Source organism: Clostridium sp. OM05-6BH (assembly GCF_003481635.1).
GTDB lineage: Bacteria > Bacillota > Clostridia > Lachnospirales > Lachnospiraceae > Butyribacter.
In genome coordinates this window covers 1-21,171 of the sequence record NZ_QULH01000004.1, presented here as the reverse complement: position 1 = coordinate 21,171, position 21,171 = coordinate 1, and the positions used below count along the sequence as shown (strand labels likewise).

The following is a 21,171-nucleotide window of genomic DNA, read 5'->3' as shown; positions in this document are numbered from 1 at the left end:
TACCTTTTTCCTGAAAATTCAATTCACACGTTCTGTCTCTCTTTCATCCATGTAAGAAGTGCATCTTCCTCCAATGGTTTGCTGTAAAGATAACCCTGGAACGCATCACAGCCAAGCCGCTTCAACTCATCTCTCTGATTCTCATCCTCTACATATTCGGCAATGATCTTAAAATGCAATGACTTACTAAGATACACAATGGAACCGATAATGTCACTGTTTCTCTCATTGCATAAAACATCTCTAGTCAATGATCCATCCAATTTCACTACATCGAAATAATTTGTCTGTAAATATGCCATTGAAGTATGTCCCATTCCAAAATCATCAATCAGGAATTTATGTCCTTTTGCCTTAATATTTTTGATCTTATCCGCAATATCAATGGAGGAGGAAAGCGCATCCTGCTCCGTGATCTCTAAGCAGAACCACTCGCTCGGGATATCATATTTGGCCACCGTATCATCAATGCATTGTTCAATGCCCTCCCACTCTAAAGACTCATTGGTGATATTGACGGATACCTTAAATTCCTCTCCTGCATATGGTTTTAACTTTTCTGCTGTAGCTGCCGCTGTATCAAAAATATATTGTTCCAGCAAATATAATACATGCTTTTCTTTTGCCAATTCAATGATCAGCGGCGGATAAATAAAACCAAGTTCCGGGTGATTCCAACGAATCAGTGCTTCAACACCAACACACACACCCTCACAATTTACTTGCGGCTGATACATGAGGTACAATTCCTGATGTTGTATCGCATCAACAAGTTCTACCGCCAAACTTCGTGCCACGTGTCCTAATTCATCCTCACGTTTTGTCAGTGTCATAATTGCATTATTTTCTTCCTCACGCTGCATTTCCTGAACGAGCAGCTTAAGATCTCGCTCCATTTTACGAGCACTCTGCTCCTCATACAATTGAACAAATGGCATATAGATGCATACACCAACCGCCAGACATACCATCTGTAGTATTGCTCCCGCCCAAGAACCGGTTGCCTGATAGCCACTTAGGAAAATCGGTGTTGTCCAATTCACTTCACTAACAAGATGCGGTACCAGTCCCGAATAAATTGCCGCATAAGTTATCAAAAAATTAGCAAGTGGAACAAGCATAAACGGCACAACAAAAATTGGATTTAATATGATCGGAATACCAAACAACACGATCTCACTAATATTAAATGCAACTGTCGGTGCCGCCATCCACGCAAGATTACGAGTACCCTTTTTCTTAGCAAAAAGCAATAGTGCCACGACCAAGCAAAGCATAGCTCCCGTTCCGCCAAGCAGTACAAATACATCCTGCATTGTTTTGCTAAAAATCCCTGCTGTCGCATCTGCGAAATGTTGTTTGATGACTGTGTCCAACATATTATGCCCATGAATACCAAAAAACCACAATCCATGTGTCAGCAAAATAACGATCAGCCCCGCTCCCAAGCCATTCTGCAAAGGTCCTAAAATGTAATTAAACATCCTCTCCATCAACTCTTGCAGACCATCTACTCCAAAACACACACGAAAGAACTGATGCAATAAAGAAAAGGAACCAACAATGATCACTGCCGGAATAATTCCCTCAATTGCTTCTTCATAAACACTATCCGTATTCGTTCTTTGCTTTTTCAACCGAAAAAGCCCACTATTTTTCAGCACATAATACATCTCACTCGAAACCAAGGAAACCAGCAATGCACTAAACGCATACATATTACTAAACTTCGTAATAGAAAAATCATCATACTGTATTCCGGAATACCCGGCAAATGCTGCCAAAGAAATAATGACAAGAATAATAATATTCCCGGTACTTTCATATATTCCCTGCTTTTTCCGTTTTATGATCGAATAACTCACGCTTGTTGCTACAACCAAAAATACAGAGAAAAAATCATTAACTGTCGAATAGACACACTGCAGCACTTCAGCAACACGTCCTCCGAACAACGTTGTAATAAACATTTGATATGCAGGAATCGGCAAATCAAGAAACATTGCCGACATATAGCCAACCACCAACAACGGAATCATCATGATCATCGCCTGCCTGATAGCCCCCAGTACACAACTCTCCTCTAGTTTATCCGTAACACGAATAATAATATTCTTTACCTTCTCCATCTTCTGTCCCTCTATATCTATTACTTCTAACATCGTAATTATCGTTCCTTAGGCGGGCCGGATCCCCATAATCACAGCCACCTGTATTTAGCCATATTTTACCACGTTATTCCTTGAAATACAATTCTTCTACTATCCTAGCGCAATCCATAACACTCCCGCATTTCCAAGTGCCGTGAGCTTACACATCACCTGGTCTAACAGCGATATATGCATTCGTTGCAATAAATCCTTCTATCCTTTTCATAATCTAAGCTTCTACCCCTGCAAAATATCTACTCTTTGCTCAATAAGAAATGCAAATCGCTCTTTTAATCCGGCTGGCAATAAGGATTCCTCACACATCGCTAGGAATGAATTTTTTTGTTTGATAACAGCCATCATCATTTTTTCTGCTGAGGTTCGCGTCAATCCACATTCCTCTGCAAATACTAAAAAATCTTTTCGTCGAATATTTCTTTTTTTTCCATTCATTGCAAGTGCCAATTGCTCTTTATCCTCCGGCATAATAACATTAACCGGAAGCAGATCATATGCCGGAGACAACTTATATCTTCCACTACACGGCGCAGTTTCTATAAGCGAAAAATTCTTTAAGTGCATATCAGAATTTCCAATCACAAAGGAAAATACTAATCGTAAATAAAGTTCTGTCATATCAAGTCCCGTTTGGCAAGAATATTTATCAATGATTTTCGCACATCGTTCATAAGAGCCTCGATACTTGTCTTGGGTAAGGCGCAGATCAAGCTGACAAAAATCTTCCATTGCAAACATTTGAACCTCTGACTTTTCAAACAGCCTGTCTATTCTTTTTGTAATATACGCATATTCTCCACTTCCTTTCAACAATGCATGCGGTACTGTAACAATTCCAAGAGCATCCGCCATTGCCATAACAAGATGTTCCGCTTCCGGCAAAGCCTCAAACTGTGTAACTTGCGGTTTCAGAATATACCCTGTCGGATAATCCACTAAAGTCAATCTTGGATTATTTATCTCCGAAAGCAAATGTAATGACAATTTTTTCTGTACACCAGGTACTGTGTATCCCTTATCAACATTTTGTATTACCAATTCCTGCAATGCTTGTTGATCGATCTCTATCTTTGGCAAAATCTCTGTCTGAAAAAAATGTTTCACACATGACTTATGCCAGCCCGTTCCATCGTCTGTTTTTAGTCTTTTGCCACAACACAAACAGTTCATATTTTTTCTCCTCTTACACTAACATTTCCTATAGCGTCCTTACAAGCAACTAAAAGCAATCCAAAACGATCTTTCGTATCAATTTTCCAATTACGACTGACAGCTCCTAATAGCCATCCCTCCGGAATAAGACCATCAAAAAAAGGAAAAAGAGTTTTGGATTCGTAAGCCTCCTCCGAAAGAGGCAAAGTGAGCGATACAGGACTTGCATCAACCCTGTTCATATATTCTTGATCATATATAAACCGATACCCTTCATCAGTCTCACACACCATGCCGGCATAAACATTTCTTACATACACATATGCTGTGCGAAAGATCTCACTCATACTTCATCTTCCTTTCTTCCGGGAACCGCTTCCATCCCGAACATTGCAAGTGCAACATTCACTTTGTCCATTCGTACTGTTGTTTTGCCTTGTTCTAATTCGCGAACGAAACGCAGTCCCAACCCCGAGCGCATCGCAAACTGTTCCTGTGTCAGACCGGCTGCTTTACGCTGTGTTTTTACAAATTCCGCAATTTTATTCATAACTAATCTCCATTTCAAAATACTTATATAATATATTACACCCGAAAAGGTATAATTGCAACATTAATCGCAATTTTTATACCTTATCGGGTGCAAACAGACAAATTTCATTATTTATTATACCTTATCGGGTGTAAGCTTCCGTATTTTTTTACATCATACCCTATCAGATATAATATTATATGTCATTATATTTTATACCTGATCAGGTACGCTTATACATTTTAACTTTTACAATATACTTTTTACAGGTCCTGGTTCCCCTCATTCTACATCTGCTGCGGCAACCATGCGTTCCATAAAGAAATGATTAAATGCGGCGATCACTCTTCCAACACCAAGTACTGAAACGACCGTTCCGATCCCAAAGGAATGCTCTTTATATTGGCAATTCCACCTCAAACACTATCATCTCATCCACACTCTCTGCCTGGATCTGTCCATGATGCATCTCCACGATCTGTCTGGCGATCGCTAAGCCAAGTCCGGACCCACCCGTTGCAGAGGATCTTGACGCGTCCACACGAAAAAACTGTTCAAAAATATGCTCTAATTTTTCTTTTGCAATCGTCCGCCCATGATTTTGTACACGAAGCAATACTTTATGCTCTTCTTTCCGTTGCTCCATCGACAACTGGATCACTGTATTCGGATAACTGTAATTGACCGCATTGCGAAGCAGATTATCGAAGACGCGTTCCAATTTATCCGGATCTCCGGACAGATCGACCTCTTTTTCTATTGCAAGCTCCAGTGTCAAACCTTTTTCCCGCAAAATCGGTGCAAACTCACTGGCAATCTGCTCTAGCATACGGCTCAGATGGATTGTTTCCTTTTCCAGGGTCATGACCGACAGATTAAAACGTGTAATATCAAAGAATTCATTGATCAGTTCTTCCAATCGTTCTGCTTTATTTAACGCAATGCCTGTATACCGCTGTCGCAACTGTTCCGATATTTGCGGCTCATCTCGAAGCAATGACAAATACCCGATCACACTAGTAAGTGGTGTTTTTAAGTCATGCGCCAAATATACGATCAGATCATTCTTTTTCTGCTCAGCCTCTTTCACCGCCATCTCATTGCGCAATGCCTGTTCCCGCACAAGGTTCAACTCATTTTGCACCCCCTGCAAAGAACGCGACAACCGTAAAGGCTGTTCCGGCTGATGCACTAACTTTCCTGCTGCTTCCACGACTTCATCCATCTGCCGGAAAGCACGGAACAAATAATAAATCGTCACAATAAGACAGATTGCGCCACTAGCTGCAACACAGACTGAGATCACATGTAAATTCAACCAATGTAGCATCGGCCAATAAGGATCTGTCTGATACCATATTCTCGTGGATAACACCAATTTTGATAATACCACAAGTATTACCAAACCGCCTATGCATATTCCCAGCGTGACTACATACTGCATCAAAAACTGCATCGCTTTATGATCATGCTGCTCCCCTTGTTTCGCCTCTAATGTTATGTTCTTACTCAATGGTATATCCTACCCCCCAAACCGTTTTTATAAACTTTGGTTTACGTGCCGTCTCATGCATTTTATCCCGTATCCTGGCAATATGCGCCATCACGGTATTATTGTTATCCAAATATTTTTCTTTCCAAACAGCTTCAAACAATTCCTCGGAAGAAACAACCTTTCCCTGTTTTCTTGCCAAATACCACACAATGTCAAACTCCAAAGGTGTCAATGCAATTTCCTGTCCATTGAGCATACACTTGTGACTAATATTTGATATGTGCATACCTCGTATATCAATCTCCTCATCCCGCTCCTGCGTAACACCTGCCGTATTGTAGCGCGTATATCGTCGTAACTGTGTTTTGACCCGCGCCATAAGTTCTAACGGATTAAAGGGTTTGGTAATATAATCATCAGCGCCCACCGTCAGACCCATGATCTTATCCATATCTTCCACTTTTGCCGTCAACATGATAATCGGGAAATAAAACTTCTGTCTGATCTGCCTGCAAAGCGAAAAGCCATCCATATCTGGAAGCATAACATCTAATAATGCCAGACTGATCGTGGTCTTATCCAGGCAATTCAGAGCATCTTTTGCATTGTAAAACTTATGCACTGTATACCCCTCATTTTGTAAATATACCTCTACCAGATCGGCAATTTCCTGCTCATCGTCTACCACTAAAATACTCTCCGCCATCTGCCTATTCCCCTCTTTCGTTTGCTTATTTGAGGTCATTGTACTACAAGCAAATAGCTTCTGCAAATATCCTTCATCCCTGATACGCCCATAAATTTTTAATCTGTGGTTCCAATGTCTCATACTTCCATAAACAACTCCTGTGTATACAATTTGGATCATTCACCTTAATTCTGCCATCTTTCATTCCCGTCAATACTATAAAATGCCCCTCTGTCGTAAAATCTCCTCTCCCCACACTGCAGATGACCGGCTGTCCCTGTTTTAAGACACCACAAACAGTTTCCTTGCTTAAACTGATCTCACGTCCCACAACACCAAAATGAGAAGCTCCCTCAGTAAGAAGACTCCAACTCGTTCCCGTTCCTTTTAGATAGTACCCATTATCCTGTGCATACTTCGCAATCTTATCCGGCGTTGCATTATGATTTCCGGTCAAACCCACGATCACCATTGACAAACAGGTAGGTGCACAACCGGATAACGCAATGTCGCTGCTTCCATAGGAAACATATCCCCATCTTTGATCCCACTGCAGCAAAAGTGGTATCTTTTCCTTACATTCTTTCTTCGTCAAATGACCGTGTGCTAAGCCATCCGCTGACAAATAACCTTTCACAAACTCCAACATCTCCGCATTATTACAAAGGGAACGCAACAACACGGTGGGATATTTATCCCGATTGTCATAAATATTTATATAGGCTGAATCCTTCTTAGCCAAACTGTGCAGTCTCTTCTTAATCTGCGTTGTACTAAGCTTTTGCGGTGCCTTCTCCTTCGCATCATGAATAGACATATTTTGTGCAGACACGCCATACTCCTCATCCGACTGCCACTGCCTGACCCAGCTTCCCGCATTTCCTATCAATTTCCCCATTACGATCACCGTCAAAATAAACGCCAGCACTTTCATGAATCTATGTTTTCTGTATTTCCTTCTTTCCATAAAAAATAGCCTCCTTTATCTGCTTCTGATAACATCCTAGCAAAATAAAAAAGACTGTTTTTATAATTCGTATCACGACTTTGTGATATTTTTATTCCAAATTTCTTACAAAATTATGACTGCATCTGTGCGAACTACTTTTGCGCCTCAATCGCGGCCATCTCCGCATTGATCGTGTCTTCAGACGCCGCCATTGCCTGCAATGTCATTTCCAATAATTTTGGCAACTCCCAGCCAAGCTGCTCAGCGCCTCGTGCGATGACCTCACGAGAGCATCCCGCCGCAAAACCTTTCGCTTTATACTTTTTCTTTAAGGATTTTAACTCCATGTCCTTGGTACTCTTCGATGGACGTCCTCTTGGATCTGTTTGTATGAATTGATTTACATATACCGCTCCTCAAATTCATGGACTGGGATCGGCTTGGAAAAATAATACCCTTGATACACTCCACATCCCATTTGCGAGAGACGGCTGACCTGATCTTTTGTCTCCACACCTTCTGTCACCACGGACAAACCAAGGATTTTACTTAGCGAAATGATCATATTTAAGATTGACATACTTCTTTCTACTCGCTCCGATCTGGTTGTCCTCAAAAAGCCCATATCGATCTTTAACACATCAACGTCTATATCCTTTAATGTATTGAGGGACGAATATCCACTGCCAAAGTCATCAATCTCCACTTCAAAACCATAGTTTCTAAAACGGCCAATAGTTTCAAGTTCTCCGGCATTTCCCATCATAATCGCCGTCTCTGTAATCTCCAACTTCAAAGTAGATGGAATAATGCCATACCGTTCCACAAGAGATGTGATCGTCTGATAAACGTCCATATACTGAAAATCTTTGGTCGAAATATTTACAGATATGTATAGCTCATCACGTCCCTCTTTCTGCCACTTTGCCAATTGTTGCACAGCAAGCTCCCATATAAATCGATCAAGACGGTAAATAAGTCCTGTTCGCTCAAAAATTTCAATAAAGTCACCCGGGAAGATCAGTCCGCGTTTTGGATGCTGCCATCTCACCAGAGCTTCTGCACCAATCATTTTACCATCCGATGTCATCTGAGGCTGTAAATACATACAAAACTGTTTTTGTTCAATCGCCTCATCAAAATCTCCCACAAGCTGCTTTTCCTTAATCGTCTTGTCCAATATTGTATCGCTATAATATGCAATTGATCTGTCATAATTATCGCGCAAGGTTTTAATAGCAATATTTGCTTTATCACACATGATTGAAACATCTTCGTCTCTATCTGTTATTTCATAGACACCGATATATATATGCATATGATACATAGTATTATTAAAAGTCTGTCCCATATCTTGTATCACTTGCATAATCTTCTGCTCTAGAAATTGATCCTTTGGAATGCATACTGCAAATTTATCACCACCGATCCTTCCATAGACTGCGTTTTTAACGCAGTATTTTTTCAGAAGATCAGCCTCCATCTTTAACACTTCATTTCCTTTTTCCAGACCAAAGAGATCATTGATCAACTTAAAGTCCTTAATATTAGAACAAAGCAGCAGCCAATCCACATCCGGCGTTTGCTGCAAAGCCTCTGACACCTTTGTTGCAAAATAACTTTGATTATATAATCCGGTCAAAGCATCATGCGTTGCCAAAAATTTTTCTTTTTCAAAGGCAAGTCGTTTTTCCGTAGTGTCTATAAAATTCAAGAAGAATCCGATATACTCCCCTTTTTTTGCAAATATTTTTCGGTATTCAATATCAAAATAATGCGTCACACCGTCAATAACCCATTGACTACTCGTCTCCACACTATTCTGATCTTGAAAATCATTCTCGTTGATCCAACGGCGTATCAGCTGTGTAATTTTTGAAAAATCGTCATTTGTAGATGAGAGCCTACTGCGAAAATGGTCATTTGCATAGACACACTCTTGATTGATATCAAAACAAACTACCGAATTATTCATTTTAGTTACAACGAAAGACAACGTCTTTTCGATCAGTTCCCTCGGCGTACGATACAGGGTCAGATAACATATCAAAATTGCCGCAAACACAAAAAACGGAAGTGACAGATCCAACGGAAAGCCGGAAACATTGCACGCCATGTTCAATGCCATGATCACGCAAAGGACTACAAAGATCGGAATATATTTCGTGCGATAAAAGCTCGAAATACGCATGATCTTTGTAAGAAAAGATGCAATCGCGCAAAACATCAAACAATACACAAAAACATAATGCAGATCATAAAAAATAGTTTTGCTGCTAATACAATACATTTGAATCCCTATATAGCTTACCTTTTTTAACGTAAAGACATGGTGAAAGAATGTATTTAAGAGCAAAGAAATCCCATCCAAATACGCAACAATAAAGCATCCGATTCGAAATGCGGACACTTCATGAAATACCCTTGTATATTGTTGGGAATACTGTAATATGTATATCAACACCAGATCAAAGAAAAACAAATAAACACTTTCCATAAAATATGCCACCAGCTGATACTGCGAAAAAGCAAATACGATATTGCTAATTATCGTGATTGTCACAAAGAACAAACATCTGGTAATAGAATCTGCCACATCACTTTTTACCTTTCTGGCATATTTTATACAAATCAGTATAGGAATTATTGTTAACAATAATATGACCATGTACAACTTGTCCATATAGATATCCTCCATTCCAACACAAACAATCCTATTACATTATACCCTGAAACGCGTACTTGTCAATTGACTTTCGATTTCAGAGTTCTCTGCTTTATATTGTTATCCGATCAATTTTATTGTATACTGTCACATGAATAAAAACAAAGGAGTAAAAATTATGGAAACGAAAACAAAGAAATTAGTAACCGCAGCACTCTTCGCAGCACTCGCCTGCGTTGCAACAATGATCATCAAATTCCCATCACCCTTAAAAGGCTACTTAAATATTGGTGACTGCATCGTATTGCTTTGTGGCTGGATGTTATCTCCGGTATACGGTTTTGTTGCAGCCGGTCTTGGTTCCGGATTAGCCGATCTATTATCCGGTTATCTCGTCTATGCCCCGGCCACCTTTATTATTAAAGGTCTTATGGCTCTGATCGCCTGCTATACCTTTAAGTTGATACGCAAATCTTTAGGTCATAATCTTCCTGCACGCATTGTCAGCGGTATCTTAGCTGAGATCATAATGGTACTTGGTTATTATGTATTTGAAGGGTTTATGTATGGCTTTATTGCTTCTGCAGTCAACATCCCGGCCAATGCCATTCAAGGAATTGTTGGTCTGATCCTTGGCACTATACTAATCAAGGCCTTTGAAAAAAGTAAGATAACTATAGAATAAGATTATCTCATAATCATTTTTACCAATGCTTTGCCGTCATACGATTAATCATCATCCATGACTAATCGTATGGCAAGGCATATAATTACAGTTCTGAATCACTGCCATCATTATATATCTTAAAACAAATAAAGTATTTCTACTCCACCGGGCAGTCTTCCTTTGCCACATATTCAAAGAAATCGAAATCGGCGTAATGCTTGTGTTTAACACGATCCGCACAGGTGATGCCCACCATTGTTCCGGTAAACTCTCCATATTTACAATACTCATCAGAAAACTTTGTGGTATCAAATGGGATGCCGATCTTTTCATAATGTTCCCCATCATACCCCCAATAAAACTGTGAATGTTTCCCTCGGATCTCCAATCGGAAACAGATCGGTACATCATCCACTGCTTTTCTTGTATTGACAAATTCTGTCTTCTCTCCATTTTCCAGAGCAATAATGGAAATTGCACTCTGTCCCAGCGTTTCGCTGTAATATTTCCGCAGATTGATATAATTCATATTATCATAATAAATGATAAGACCTGCCGAATGTTGATGTACCTCCGGCACAAACTCCATCTTTGTCGTTATCGTTGCATAAACACTTGTGAGTTTCCTTGCCAGAATACTCACCTTATTTAGAGAAGTTCTTGACTCCTGTCCCCTTAATCGGACATATCCTTTTCTAGCATGAATGTCTGCAAAGCTCTGAGGCATGAGACGAGGTGCATAATAAAAGTTGCCAAGCTCCGTTCCGTCAAAATCATCAAAGTCCGGTATTTCGGACACCTTATATTCCGGCAATTCACTTTCTTCGCAGTATTCCTTAGCAATATTGCTTCCGTCTGCCATGCGAAGCCAGCCATCCTCGGTCCATTTCATTTTCTGGATGGCAGTCTCTCTGCCAAGCGTACAGCGAAGCTCCGGACGGAATGGTCTGGAGCAAAGATGTACCAGATATACCTCTCCAAGCTGCGTCTCCACATAGCTTCCATGACCGGCTTTCTGCAATACCACATCCGGGTTGAAATACTTTGGCTTTAAATGGTCCGGATCATGTCTTTCGTTGGACTCTATCGGATTAGACGTAACGATTGGATTCTGTGGATCTCCTTCATAAGGTCCCCATACATTTTTGGAACGCCCCATGGTTACACAATGATTATATCCGGTTCCTCCCTCGGCACACATAATATAATAATATCCATTTCGTTTGGTCAGATGTGGTGCTTCAATACAGCCTCTGTCTGTTCCACCCTTCCAGATCCGTTTTGGATACCCAATAATCTCCTTTTTCTCCGGATCATACTCAGAAACAGCAATCACTCCTGGTTTCTCATAGCCTTCTCTTGTCTCCCAATCCAAAGATACAATATATTTTCGCCCATCATCATCGTGAAGAATAGATGCATCGAAACCGGAGGAATGCAAATATACAGGCTCACTCCATGGACCCTTAATATCCTTAGCGGTGATCAGGAAATTATCCACATCAAAATAACGTGCATTCATGGAATTCATCACACCATAGATCACATAAAACATATCCTCTGTCTCGCAGTAAGTCAGGCATGGTGCCCAAATTCCTTTCGCTGATGGAAGTTTTTTTAGATCCGGATTGCTGTCATCTGTCAGCACATGGGTATAAAGCTCCCAGTTTTTCATATCGCGAGAATGATAGATCGGAATCCCCGGAAACCATTCAAAGGTAGATACGGCAATATAATAATCTTCCCCTTTCCGACATATACAAGGATCCGGATTAAAACCTTTTAATATTGGATTTCTAAGCATATTTGTTTCCTCCATTTCATAAAAAATGTACTCTCGTTATCTTCTCAAAACGAGTCATTTCGGCTGCATAAAAATGATCAATCCATTTACTCCCTACTGATCACACCACTGACTATACTGTGGGCAGACAGAACAATTTCTGTTTCTTTTCCGGAAATCCGTATATGAACCGGTACTGCTTCTTCTCCACGGTTTAACAGAATCAATACAATTCTTCCATCCGGATTTTCCCATGCAGTGACATCTATCTCATCGGTATATCTGCTAAAGCCAAGACGCACTGCACCCGGTTGGATAAAATGCGCAAAATGCCAGTAGTAATCCGCACTCATCCTCTGCAGCAATTTCTTGCGTTCCTCATCAAACAAGAACGGTGCATCACAATAGTTTCCCACATGATTTGGTCCCCCCTCTTTATTTAAGAGGATGTTCCAATCATAAAATGCATTCAGACCATGATTCAAATTTCCAATCATATCATGAGCGAGTCGACCGGCATTGACCGATTCTGCAGCAGAATCAAACTTGTTGTATTCCAGGCAGCTTTCGGACAAAATAAGCTTTTTATCCGGGAACTGCTGTCGTACCAGGTCCAATGCCTCAAAATGATCCCCACTGTACCAATGAAATGCTGTTCCGGCAATCATGCCATCTGTCGTCGCATCGATCAGATCGCAGGCTCTTTCAAAAACACGTTCCTTGTTGTGATCCCATATAAAGATCTCTACATGCTCCAGACCGGCCTGCTTCATCGCCGGGTATAAATGATCTGTAAGAAATTCTTTTTCCTGCTCTGCAGAATACACGCAGGAGTCCCAGAGCTGGACAGCCTTTGGTTCATTTTGTATTGATATACGCTCCACCTCATAGCCACGTTTTTCAAACTCTGTGATATAACGGCAGATACATTTTGCCCATAACGGATAATATTCCTTTTTTAAGCTTCCACCATTTTTTCGCGAATCATTTGTCTTCATAAATTCAGGCGGTGACCATGGAGACAACATGATCTTTAATGGTTTTTGTGCCATCTTCTGCGCGGCAGCAAGAAGCGGAAGAATATATTTCTCTGTGTCCGAAAAATCGAATGATTCCAGATCCTGATCCAGCGGATCGCTTATGGCAGAATACAAATGTGTTGAAAAATCACAGCTGTCCATATGGATCCTCACCTTCCGGTAATTCATATGGTCCGGATGAAAATACATCGTAAGAAGTCTTTCTTGCTGCTCCGGATCCAGCTGTTGAAACACATAACCTGCCGCATCCGTAATAGCTCCGCCAAATCCTTCAAAGCTCTGATATTTCACCTGCGGATAAACGTTTATCACCTGATCCTCCACACCGTCATCATCAACAAATTCCACTGTTTTTTCATATTGTTCAAGCTTTTTTACTCCAACACTTTCTACATAAGTCAGCTTCATTCTTTTCCTCCTTCTTTCTCCCGCAGAATCATAACACCCCAGTCTTTCAACGGCAAACTCTGCTCCTTTTTATAACACTGTCCGGTGAGAATATCCTCCACCATTTCAAAAGGACATGGAATCTCTTTCTCATCTTCGCTGTAATGAAGAATATAGTGGATATTTTCATGTTTATCATTGATCCCACTGCGAATGATCACCGGCCACATAATATTATCCTTAAAATAATTGTCAATGTGAGCGCATGCTATGGCATCCTTCAATATTTCTTTCAGCTTGTCCTTTGTTACGTAACAACCGATATAATATCCATATCCCTGACCAAAAGAATTCTTTGTAACCGCCGCATATTTTCCCCAGTATTTATGCTCATATTGTTCCATTACTTGAGCACTGTCCGGTTTTAGCAATTCTGCAAAATATAAAACCTGTTCTCCGGCAACCTTGATCCGACCCGGCTCAGTAAACTGATTATAGCTCATACCGAAGCACTCGGTCATACCGTGAGGCTGCGCATCCGGATACACGCTTAAATGACGATCTGCCACAAAGGACTTAAAGGAGCTGACAAGCACACCCCCTGACTGTACATATTTCTTTAGTTTCTGTATAAAGGTATCTGAAACACTGTATAACGCTGGAGTAACGATCATCTGATATGGCTTATCCTCCTGCTCTAATCGTTCTTCCATCTGATGAATATCTATCACATCACATGGAATATTCATTTCATACAGGCAGTCATACATCCGGCGTACCACATCGTTATAGCTTAAATCCTTGTCAATTGGAAACCACCGGAAACTGGTTAGCGACTGATTATCTACTACCAGTGCCACCGGGCTTTTTCTTGAAATGCGCAGGACATCCTTTCCGATTCCCGCTATCTCTCTTCCAAACGTTCCGGCTTCTTCATAAGCAGGATTCACAGCAAGATCATGGCTTAAAACACCTTTCCAATATGTCTCATACCCGTTATGAATAGAATGCCAGTTCCAGTACATGATTCCTTCGGCACCACTTGCCAGATGACTGTATCCCTGCAGTCGCAGCTGCCCCGGATACGGCGTCCAGTATTTAAATGCCTGTGCCTGGCATTCCAACACCAAATATGAACTATCCTTCAAGGTACGGATAGCATCACCGCCAAATGCAATTTCTGCCCCGGTCAGATCATCTTGTGTCGGATGGTAAATATCCGTTCCTGCAATCGTTACTGCCTTAGACGCTTCATAATGATTTATGTCCGGCTGCACTCCATAAGAATATCCATCCTGTGCAATATCGGCTCCGAATTTCTTCCATTCGAAATCAAAATTATGCGTAATGAACTGATCCTGCCTCTTATATTTCTTTACGATCTCGGACTGCCACATCAGATATTCTGCCGCCAGACTCCTCTGAAATTTGGCAAATTCACTGGCAAGCCCGCCGTGAATACATCCGGCCATATCCGGAAAATCTGACCAGTCATGGATCGAATTACTCCAATAACGCAGTCCAAACACCTCATTTAACCGCTCTGTCGTATGAAACTGCTCTTTAAGATACTCCACGAACATTGCCTGTACCTCAGGAGAAGCAGTGCCGTAATGTTTTGTTTCGTTATCAATCTGAAAGCCGATGACACAAGGATTCTTCGCTGTATGTTCGAGCAATTTACAAATTACATTTTCAGCACACTGCCGAAACACCGGATGAACAATATCCATGATCTGGCGCCGTCCATATTTTGCCCTGGTATAACCATCAAATACCATCACCTCAGGGCATTTCTTTTCCAGCCAGGAAGGAATAGCATAAGTAGGTGTCCCGATCACTGCATACATCCCGGCTTTTTCTACCGCTGCAAGAACCTTGTCAACATAAGAAAAATCGAATTTCCCCTCGACCGGTTCCAACGTGCTCCATGTCGACTCGGCAATGCGGACAGTATTCATGCCCGCCTCCTGCATCATGGCAATATCCTCCTGTAAACGTTCGTAGGGCATATACTCCGGATAATATGCTGCGCCAAACATTATATCATTTCTTTCTAAATCTTTCATAACATTCCTCCATCACACATAGCTTCATATAAGACAGACCTTCCAAAACCATAATGATCTCGGAAGGTCTTTTTTACTTTTACATTGTACAGTGAATGCACACTTTCTGTCAGATTACAAATTACTACTGATCGTTACGATGCTTTCCCTGCTCCAGATCTGCGATAACCTGATCGTATTTCTTATCCAGATCAAAGAATACCATGCAGATTACGACGATCACAACCATTATAAATGGGATCCAAGCAAAGGACCAGTTGATCGCAGCCAATGCTTTTGCCGACTGTACTGCATTCTTTGCATCAAATCCACCGAAACCTAAAACCCAGCCCAGTGCTGCAGTACCGATACCGGATCCAACTTTCATACAGAAAGAGGAAGCTGCGTTGCCCATGCCGGCAGTACCATAACCGTTGTACCACTCTCCATAAGTGATCGCATCCTGCAAAAGACCAAACATGGATGCTCCTCCACAAGCAAATCCCATACCCTTTACAACAGATAATACACAGGTAAGTGTTACATTTGTTGTAAAACCGGAGAGAAGGAATCCGATTCCGGAAACAGCCATTCCACACATAAACAGATTTTTCTTGGAAACCTTTTTCATGATAAACGGTGTCACAAACAGAAATGCGATCTGTGCCATGGACAGACAGTTCGAAATAATTGCGTATTTTCCGGCATTTCCAACATTATATTGCGCAAAATATACAGCTGATCCGAAGAAACAGGACATCATAAAGTACATTGCAAAGATTGCGATTACAAGCAGTACCCAGTACTTATTTACAAATAATCCCTTGATCCCCTTGAAGAAAGAAATCCGGTTTTCCTTTGTTTCTTTCTGATCGGAACCACTCTCTACGACACGTTCTTTACACATAAAGAATGTGAACATATTCAAGATTACAAATACGATCATCAAAACGATAAATGTCAGCGTCCAACCCTTCTGGGAATAAACATCTCCACCACCAAAAGCTGCTGTCATCTTTAATACGACCGTGTTGATCGTCATCGTACCTGCCGTTGCCAAAAGGTTACGGAAGTTGCCAAGAAGACCTCTCTCATACTGGTTGGTTGTCATCAATCCGTTAAGCGTAGCATACGGAACATTGATTCCTGTATAGAAGATCGTGGATACCAAGTTATATGTTAGGAACATATAAGCTAACTGTGTCTTGCCAACAAATGATGCCGGAACGGTAAACATCAGAACCGTACACACAGCCAGCGGAATACATAATCTGGCGATCCATGGACGGGCTTTTCCCCATTTACTATGGGTATGATCAATAATATATCCCATTACCAGATCTGAAATACCATCAAATATTTTTGAAATTGCAATGATCGAAGCGGCTGCTGCTGCACTGGCTCCCACCACATTCGTGTAATATACCAACAAAAATGCACTAATTGCAGAATATACTAAATTTCCTGCATAATCTCCTATACCATAAGCAAAACGCTCTAAAAAGGTAAGTCTTGCATTTGGATTCATCTTATTATCATTCATACTTGTTACCTCCTATTTTGTAATTTATTTATCTAACGGAAACCATCCAAAATCAACACAACGTCCCAGATCCCAGCTGTCCCAGCCGACCCAGCCATCTGTGTTGACTGTATCTGTAAGCAACTTATAACTCCAGTAAAAATATCCAGATCCCTTATCCCAGGCCTCTTTCTGCATTTTTGCAACCGCCTGATAGATTTCCTTTTTCTGCTCCGGAGTATATGTCTCCACAGAAGCACCTTCCAGTCCGTTAAGAACGGTCTGTCCTCCCTTAGTATCCCAACCACAGGCAAGAGAATTAAACAGACACCACTCACCGCAGATAACCGGGAAATACTGCTGCATTTCCTCGATCTCCTTCATGAAGTGCTCTTTCACATATTTTTCGTATCCTTCTACTGTCTGCTCACATCCCATCATTTCTGCCATCATCAAATATTGATGGGTATCCAGAACGACATTTTTATACTTTTCTTCCCGCATAAAATCTTTCCAAATAGTAAGTTCGAATCCGTCGTGAATAACGATGTATTTATCCTCTGACAGATATTTTTCAATGCGGTCATACGCATCCAGATAAAACTTCCGGATGAATTCCACGGTGATCGGAGCGCTTCCTTTCGCCATCTCCTCGTCTACCGGTGGATATCTCTTCTGGATATTGAGAAGCTCCCATGCTCCCTGCAATGCCGGCTCATTGATCAGCTCAATCCCCCAAAGTCCTTCTCTGTGTCCGTATCTTTGTGCCAGTCGTTCCAATACGGTATGAACAAATTCCACCTCTTCCGGATTCTGTGCCCATTTACACACGCCGCAGATTCCGCCGTTATCAGATCCATTCTGTCCGTCCGGTGCAGTGTGCAGATCGATCAGTATCTTCAAACCATATTTTTCAGCCCAGTTGAATGCCTTGTCCAGATCCTCAATGCATCCAATAAATGGCTCTCTGTCTCCAAAGATAAAATATGGTACCGGAATACGAACCGCATCCAATCCCCATGATTTAATCGTTACAAAATCACGCTCCGTAATGTACTCACTGCGATGGATCTTGATCCTTGCCTCATATACTTCTTTTGACAACTGTCTTGGAAGCCAATACTCATCCTCTGCCGTGGTTCCTTCAAACAATGCCGGATTCATCCACTTTTCCAGAACAAGCCAGTTTCCTAAATTAACACCCTTCACTTTCATAAATGTTCACCCTACCTTTCTTTCTTTTTAGATATTCCGTTTCGGTTGTTTCTTAACTTGTGACCATATTTTATGATGGAAACGGGCTCATTTATATTAAAAATATTAGATTTATATCATAATTATCAGATAATATGATATACTTCATCTATAACATGACAGAATAGGAGGAAACCATGATGCAAGATACCATTTTACTTCAATATCTTTCCAAAAAATTGCACACTCATGCATATAAATTAACCATCGACGGGGAAATTACTTTTTCCTGCTGCAAAGTCCTTGCTTTTCAGGATACCTATATCAAAGACAAGGAGTTTCTGGGCTTTTTACTGGAATCACTGCCACAGGGAGTTCCTTGTCTAAGATCCATCCGGCAAAAAGATATTTACGGCATCGTTACAGGCCGCAATGCTATTTATATTGTCGGTCCTGTCAATTTTGCCTCTCCTGTTTATCTGAACTGCGACTACAACGAACTAATATTAGAAGAAGAAATTGAAAAATACGTTCCACAGGTCAATCCGGATGACTACCTGGAAGATATATTGTTTCTGAACCATATGATCACCGGAGTAGAATCAACAACCGAGCAGATCATAGAGACTAACTGCCTCAATCATGACCATACGGTAAAAGTACAAAAACACTTTAACGATATACTATTTGAAAACAATGAAAATAATATCCATCATAATCCCTACGATCAGGAGATGCGGGAATTTGGCAGCATCGAAAACGGTGATCTGATCCAACTAGAAAAAAGCATGCAAGAGGATTATGACGGAACAATCGGCACTCTTGCAAAGGACCCCTTGCGCAATCTCAAAAATCTCGGTATTGTTCTGGTCACTCTCGCAAGCCGTGCTGCGATCCGCGGAGGCCTCTCTCCTGAAATTTCCTTTTCTCTGAGCGATTCCTACATCCAACAGATCGAAGAGTGCAAGGATCTTGCCCTTGTCGCTCCCCTTGCCCACAAAGCAGAATTTCAATATGCTGAAATGGTTCATGAGATCAAAGAGAAGCAGAAAGGCATTTTGAAAAAACAGAAAAATCCCCGCATTAATAAATGCAAGGATTTTATCTTTTCTCATTTACATGACCGGATCACACTGGAAGATTTGGCTGCTGAAGCAGACTGTAACCCCAACTACCTCTCCCAGCTATTCAAGGAATGCGAAGGGATCAGTATATCCGGTTACATTCTTCAGGAGAAGATCAACCGTGCCAAAAATCTACTGATCTATTCCGATTATTCCTATATAGAGATCGCAACTTATCTGGGATTTTCATCGCAAAGCCACTTGGGAACCCAATTCAAAAAGCACACCGGATACACTCTGCGTCAATACCGTGAAATCTACGGACGAAAGGAATGATCTAGCGTAATTCCCTCTTCAAAATGAAGCCGTTTGCTGCAGATCTCCAACGCAGGCAACCTATGGGATACAAATTTCAAATATGGTCAACAGTACAACAAAGGAACGGTATTTCTTTGTCACTTTTCTAAGCCATGTAAGTGTACTTTTTTCTTTCACCGATACCCTCCGATCCTTCCTCACAATGCCACCTTTCGTGACACCATTCTATTCTGCCGGAACAAACGGAAGCTCAATCGTATCCGAATCTTTCTCACCGTTATCCTTACTGCCAGAATCTATGCTATCGTTATTTTTACTGCCGGAATCCTTGCTGTCAGAATCTATGCTATCGTTTTTTTTGCTGTCAGAATCCTTACTGCCGAAATCCTTGTTGCCGGAATCTATGCTATCGTTATTTTTACTGACGGAATCCTTACTGACGGAATCCTTGCTGACGGAATCCTTGCTGACGGAATCCTTGCTGTCAGAATCCTTGTTACCGGAATTTTTGTTATCTGAATCATTCTTACCGCTATCCCTGCTCGTATCATCCTTCTGATCGGATGAAGCTTTGGATGACATATTGTCATCCAAAGATGTCGGATCTGTTGCTGTCTGTTCTGACCTATCCGATTCCTTTGCAGTATTTTGACCAGACTGCCTCATCACTACCGCAGCGACAATGACTGCCAGCATAACCACAAGACCAATCGCCGTAATAATCATTGTTTTTTTCTTATTTTTCATAGCCGGTCTCCTAACATTATCTTCATTATTTTTCGGAAAACGGTACAAAAGGCGTCTCCGGATCACCACTTGTTGTAATAATATCCTCTGTTTCAAACTCTACAATCTCCATCTCCGGTACTTCATATCTCTCTTTCATAATCTGATACTCCTTTCATTTTCAAATAAATTCTTTGTTCATATCTATGTACTCTTGCCATTCGGTTACCTTGGTCATTCTCTTACTAATTAGATCCGCATACAGACTTAGCGGTATATGCATAATCACTGAATGCTTTCACCAGTGTCACCAGATCATCCGCATAAGTTCCTTCTGCAGCAGTTAATACCTGATAGCAGTACATCATTGCACAGTACTCTCCGCTCAATGTGTTCGTGCCATCCGTTACGGTAAATGTTTTTGAATTTTCCAACTCATTTGCCTTGATATTTTCCAGAGACAGAATATAATACTGCCCTCGTTTCACCGGTGTGATTTCTTTTCCGTCTACCGAAAATGTCAGCTTTGACACATCAATTCCTTCCTTCGGTTCATAGAAGATATTCAATGTAGTTTCCGATTTTAACACCATACTAAGTCCGGCAAATTGTCCAAGCACACCATTTTCAGCTTTTTCAGCAACAAAACCATTAATATAACCATCAAATCGATCCGGTATTTCCTGATCATAAGAATTTAAATTCTTATTTGCCAGATCATCTACTGCCTTATTAAAATACTTCTGTGAGCAGGCACCATAATTCAACATCGC

General features: G+C 41.0%; 16 protein-coding genes and 3 pseudogenes. 2 read left to right on the top strand and 17 right to left on the bottom strand.

Translation table 11 applies throughout. From position 1 onward, the window contains the following. Positions 1-23 precede the first annotated feature (23 nt). The 10 genes and pseudogenes from DXB73_RS05280 to DXB73_RS05240 form a co-directional block, all read right to left on the bottom strand. Positions 24-2,162, bottom strand: a complete 2,139-nt coding sequence (locus tag DXB73_RS05280) for an EAL domain-containing protein (RefSeq protein WP_118690352.1) — start codon at positions 2,160-2,162, stop codon at positions 24-26. Between the two features lie 225 nt (positions 2,163-2,387). Next, a complete protein-coding gene (locus DXB73_RS05275) occupies positions 2,388-3,338 on the bottom strand; it encodes a HipA domain-containing protein (protein ID WP_118690351.1) in 951 nt (316 codons plus the stop codon). Continuing rightward, positions 3,335-3,667 (bottom strand): HipA N-terminal domain-containing protein, encoded by a 333-nt coding sequence (locus tag DXB73_RS05270; protein WP_118690350.1) that lies wholly within the window; start codon positions 3,665-3,667, stop codon positions 3,335-3,337. The genes DXB73_RS05275 and DXB73_RS05270 overlap by 4 nt, the downstream gene beginning before the upstream one ends. Further along, on the bottom strand, positions 3,664-3,870 hold the full coding sequence (locus DXB73_RS05265; protein WP_118690349.1) for a type II toxin-antitoxin system Y4mF family antitoxin: 207 nt from the start codon (positions 3,868-3,870) through the stop codon (positions 3,664-3,666). The genes DXB73_RS05270 and DXB73_RS05265 overlap by 4 nt, the downstream gene beginning before the upstream one ends. Before the next feature lie 264 nt (positions 3,871-4,134). Next, positions 4,135-4,272 (bottom strand): hypothetical protein, encoded by a 138-nt coding sequence (locus DXB73_RS14490; RefSeq protein WP_182448256.1) that lies wholly within the window; start codon positions 4,270-4,272, stop codon positions 4,135-4,137. Then, positions 4,250-4,933, bottom strand: a pseudogene (locus tag DXB73_RS14805) (HAMP domain-containing sensor histidine kinase); the annotation flags it as partial. The pseudogene DXB73_RS14805 and the gene DXB73_RS14490, both read right to left, overlap by 23 nt. A gap of 424 nt (positions 4,934-5,357) precedes the next feature. Next, positions 5,358-6,053, bottom strand: a complete 696-nt coding sequence (gene vanR, locus DXB73_RS05255) for a VanR-ABDEGLN family response regulator transcription factor (RefSeq protein WP_118506648.1) — start codon at positions 6,051-6,053, stop codon at positions 5,358-5,360. A gap of 73 nt (positions 6,054-6,126) precedes the next feature. Then, positions 6,127-7,002 carry a C39 family peptidase gene (locus tag DXB73_RS05250; protein ID WP_118690348.1) on the bottom strand — a complete coding sequence of 292 codons (876 nt, stop codon included), beginning with the start codon at positions 7,000-7,002 and terminating at the stop codon, positions 6,127-6,129. Positions 7,003-7,136: 134 nt separating this feature from the next. Then, positions 7,137-7,355, bottom strand: a pseudogene (locus DXB73_RS05245) (hydrolase); the annotation flags it as partial. A 29-nt stretch (positions 7,356-7,384) separates the two neighbouring features. Beyond that, positions 7,385-9,667: a GGDEF and EAL domain-containing protein gene (locus DXB73_RS05240; protein ID WP_182448257.1), complete on the bottom strand. Its 2,283-nt coding sequence runs from the start codon at positions 9,665-9,667 to the stop codon at positions 7,385-7,387. Between the two features lie 160 nt (positions 9,668-9,827). Between DXB73_RS05240 and DXB73_RS05235 the strand changes: the two genes are divergently transcribed. Further along, positions 9,828-10,334 carry an ECF transporter S component gene (locus tag DXB73_RS05235; RefSeq protein WP_022024761.1) on the top strand — a complete coding sequence of 169 codons (507 nt, stop codon included), beginning with the start codon at positions 9,828-9,830 and terminating at the stop codon, positions 10,332-10,334. A 139-nt stretch (positions 10,335-10,473) separates the two neighbouring features. On the opposite strand, the gene DXB73_RS05230 is transcribed toward DXB73_RS05235, so the two are convergent. From DXB73_RS05230 to DXB73_RS05210, 5 genes are all read right to left on the bottom strand, one after another. Further along, positions 10,474-12,120 carry a glycoside hydrolase family 43 protein gene (locus DXB73_RS05230; RefSeq protein ID WP_118690346.1) on the bottom strand — a complete coding sequence of 549 codons (1,647 nt, stop codon included), beginning with the start codon at positions 12,118-12,120 and terminating at the stop codon, positions 10,474-10,476. Positions 12,121-12,206: 86 nt separating this feature from the next. Continuing rightward, positions 12,207-13,547 carry a glycoside hydrolase family 30 beta sandwich domain-containing protein gene (locus DXB73_RS05225; protein WP_118690345.1) on the bottom strand — a complete coding sequence of 447 codons (1,341 nt, stop codon included), beginning with the start codon at positions 13,545-13,547 and terminating at the stop codon, positions 12,207-12,209. Beyond that, on the bottom strand, positions 13,544-15,595 hold the full coding sequence (locus DXB73_RS05220) for a beta-galactosidase (RefSeq protein ID WP_118690344.1): 2,052 nt from the start codon (positions 15,593-15,595) through the stop codon (positions 13,544-13,546). The genes DXB73_RS05225 and DXB73_RS05220 overlap by 4 nt, the downstream gene beginning before the upstream one ends. Before the next feature lie 124 nt (positions 15,596-15,719). Then, positions 15,720-17,117, bottom strand: a complete 1,398-nt coding sequence (locus tag DXB73_RS05215) for a glycoside-pentoside-hexuronide (GPH):cation symporter (RefSeq protein ID WP_118690343.1) — start codon at positions 17,115-17,117, stop codon at positions 15,720-15,722. A 24-nt stretch (positions 17,118-17,141) separates the two neighbouring features. Next, a complete protein-coding gene (locus DXB73_RS05210) occupies positions 17,142-18,311 on the bottom strand; it encodes a cellulase family glycosylhydrolase (protein ID WP_118690342.1) in 1,170 nt (389 codons plus the stop codon). 176 nt (positions 18,312-18,487) lie between these two features. Here DXB73_RS05210 and DXB73_RS05205 point away from each other — a divergent pair, with 176 nt between their 5' ends. Next, a complete protein-coding gene (locus tag DXB73_RS05205; protein WP_118690341.1) occupies positions 18,488-19,690 on the top strand; it encodes an AraC family transcriptional regulator in 1,203 nt (400 codons plus the stop codon). A gap of 207 nt (positions 19,691-19,897) precedes the next feature. Here DXB73_RS05205 and DXB73_RS05200 read toward each other — a convergent pair whose 3' ends face one another. Together DXB73_RS05200 and DXB73_RS14485 are read right to left on the bottom strand one after the other, a co-directional pair. Continuing rightward, a complete protein-coding gene (locus tag DXB73_RS05200; RefSeq protein ID WP_118690340.1) occupies positions 19,898-20,419 on the bottom strand; it encodes a hypothetical protein in 522 nt (173 codons plus the stop codon). A 224-nt stretch (positions 20,420-20,643) separates the two neighbouring features. Continuing rightward, positions 20,644-21,171: pseudogene (locus tag DXB73_RS14485) on the bottom strand (hypothetical protein); the annotation flags it as partial.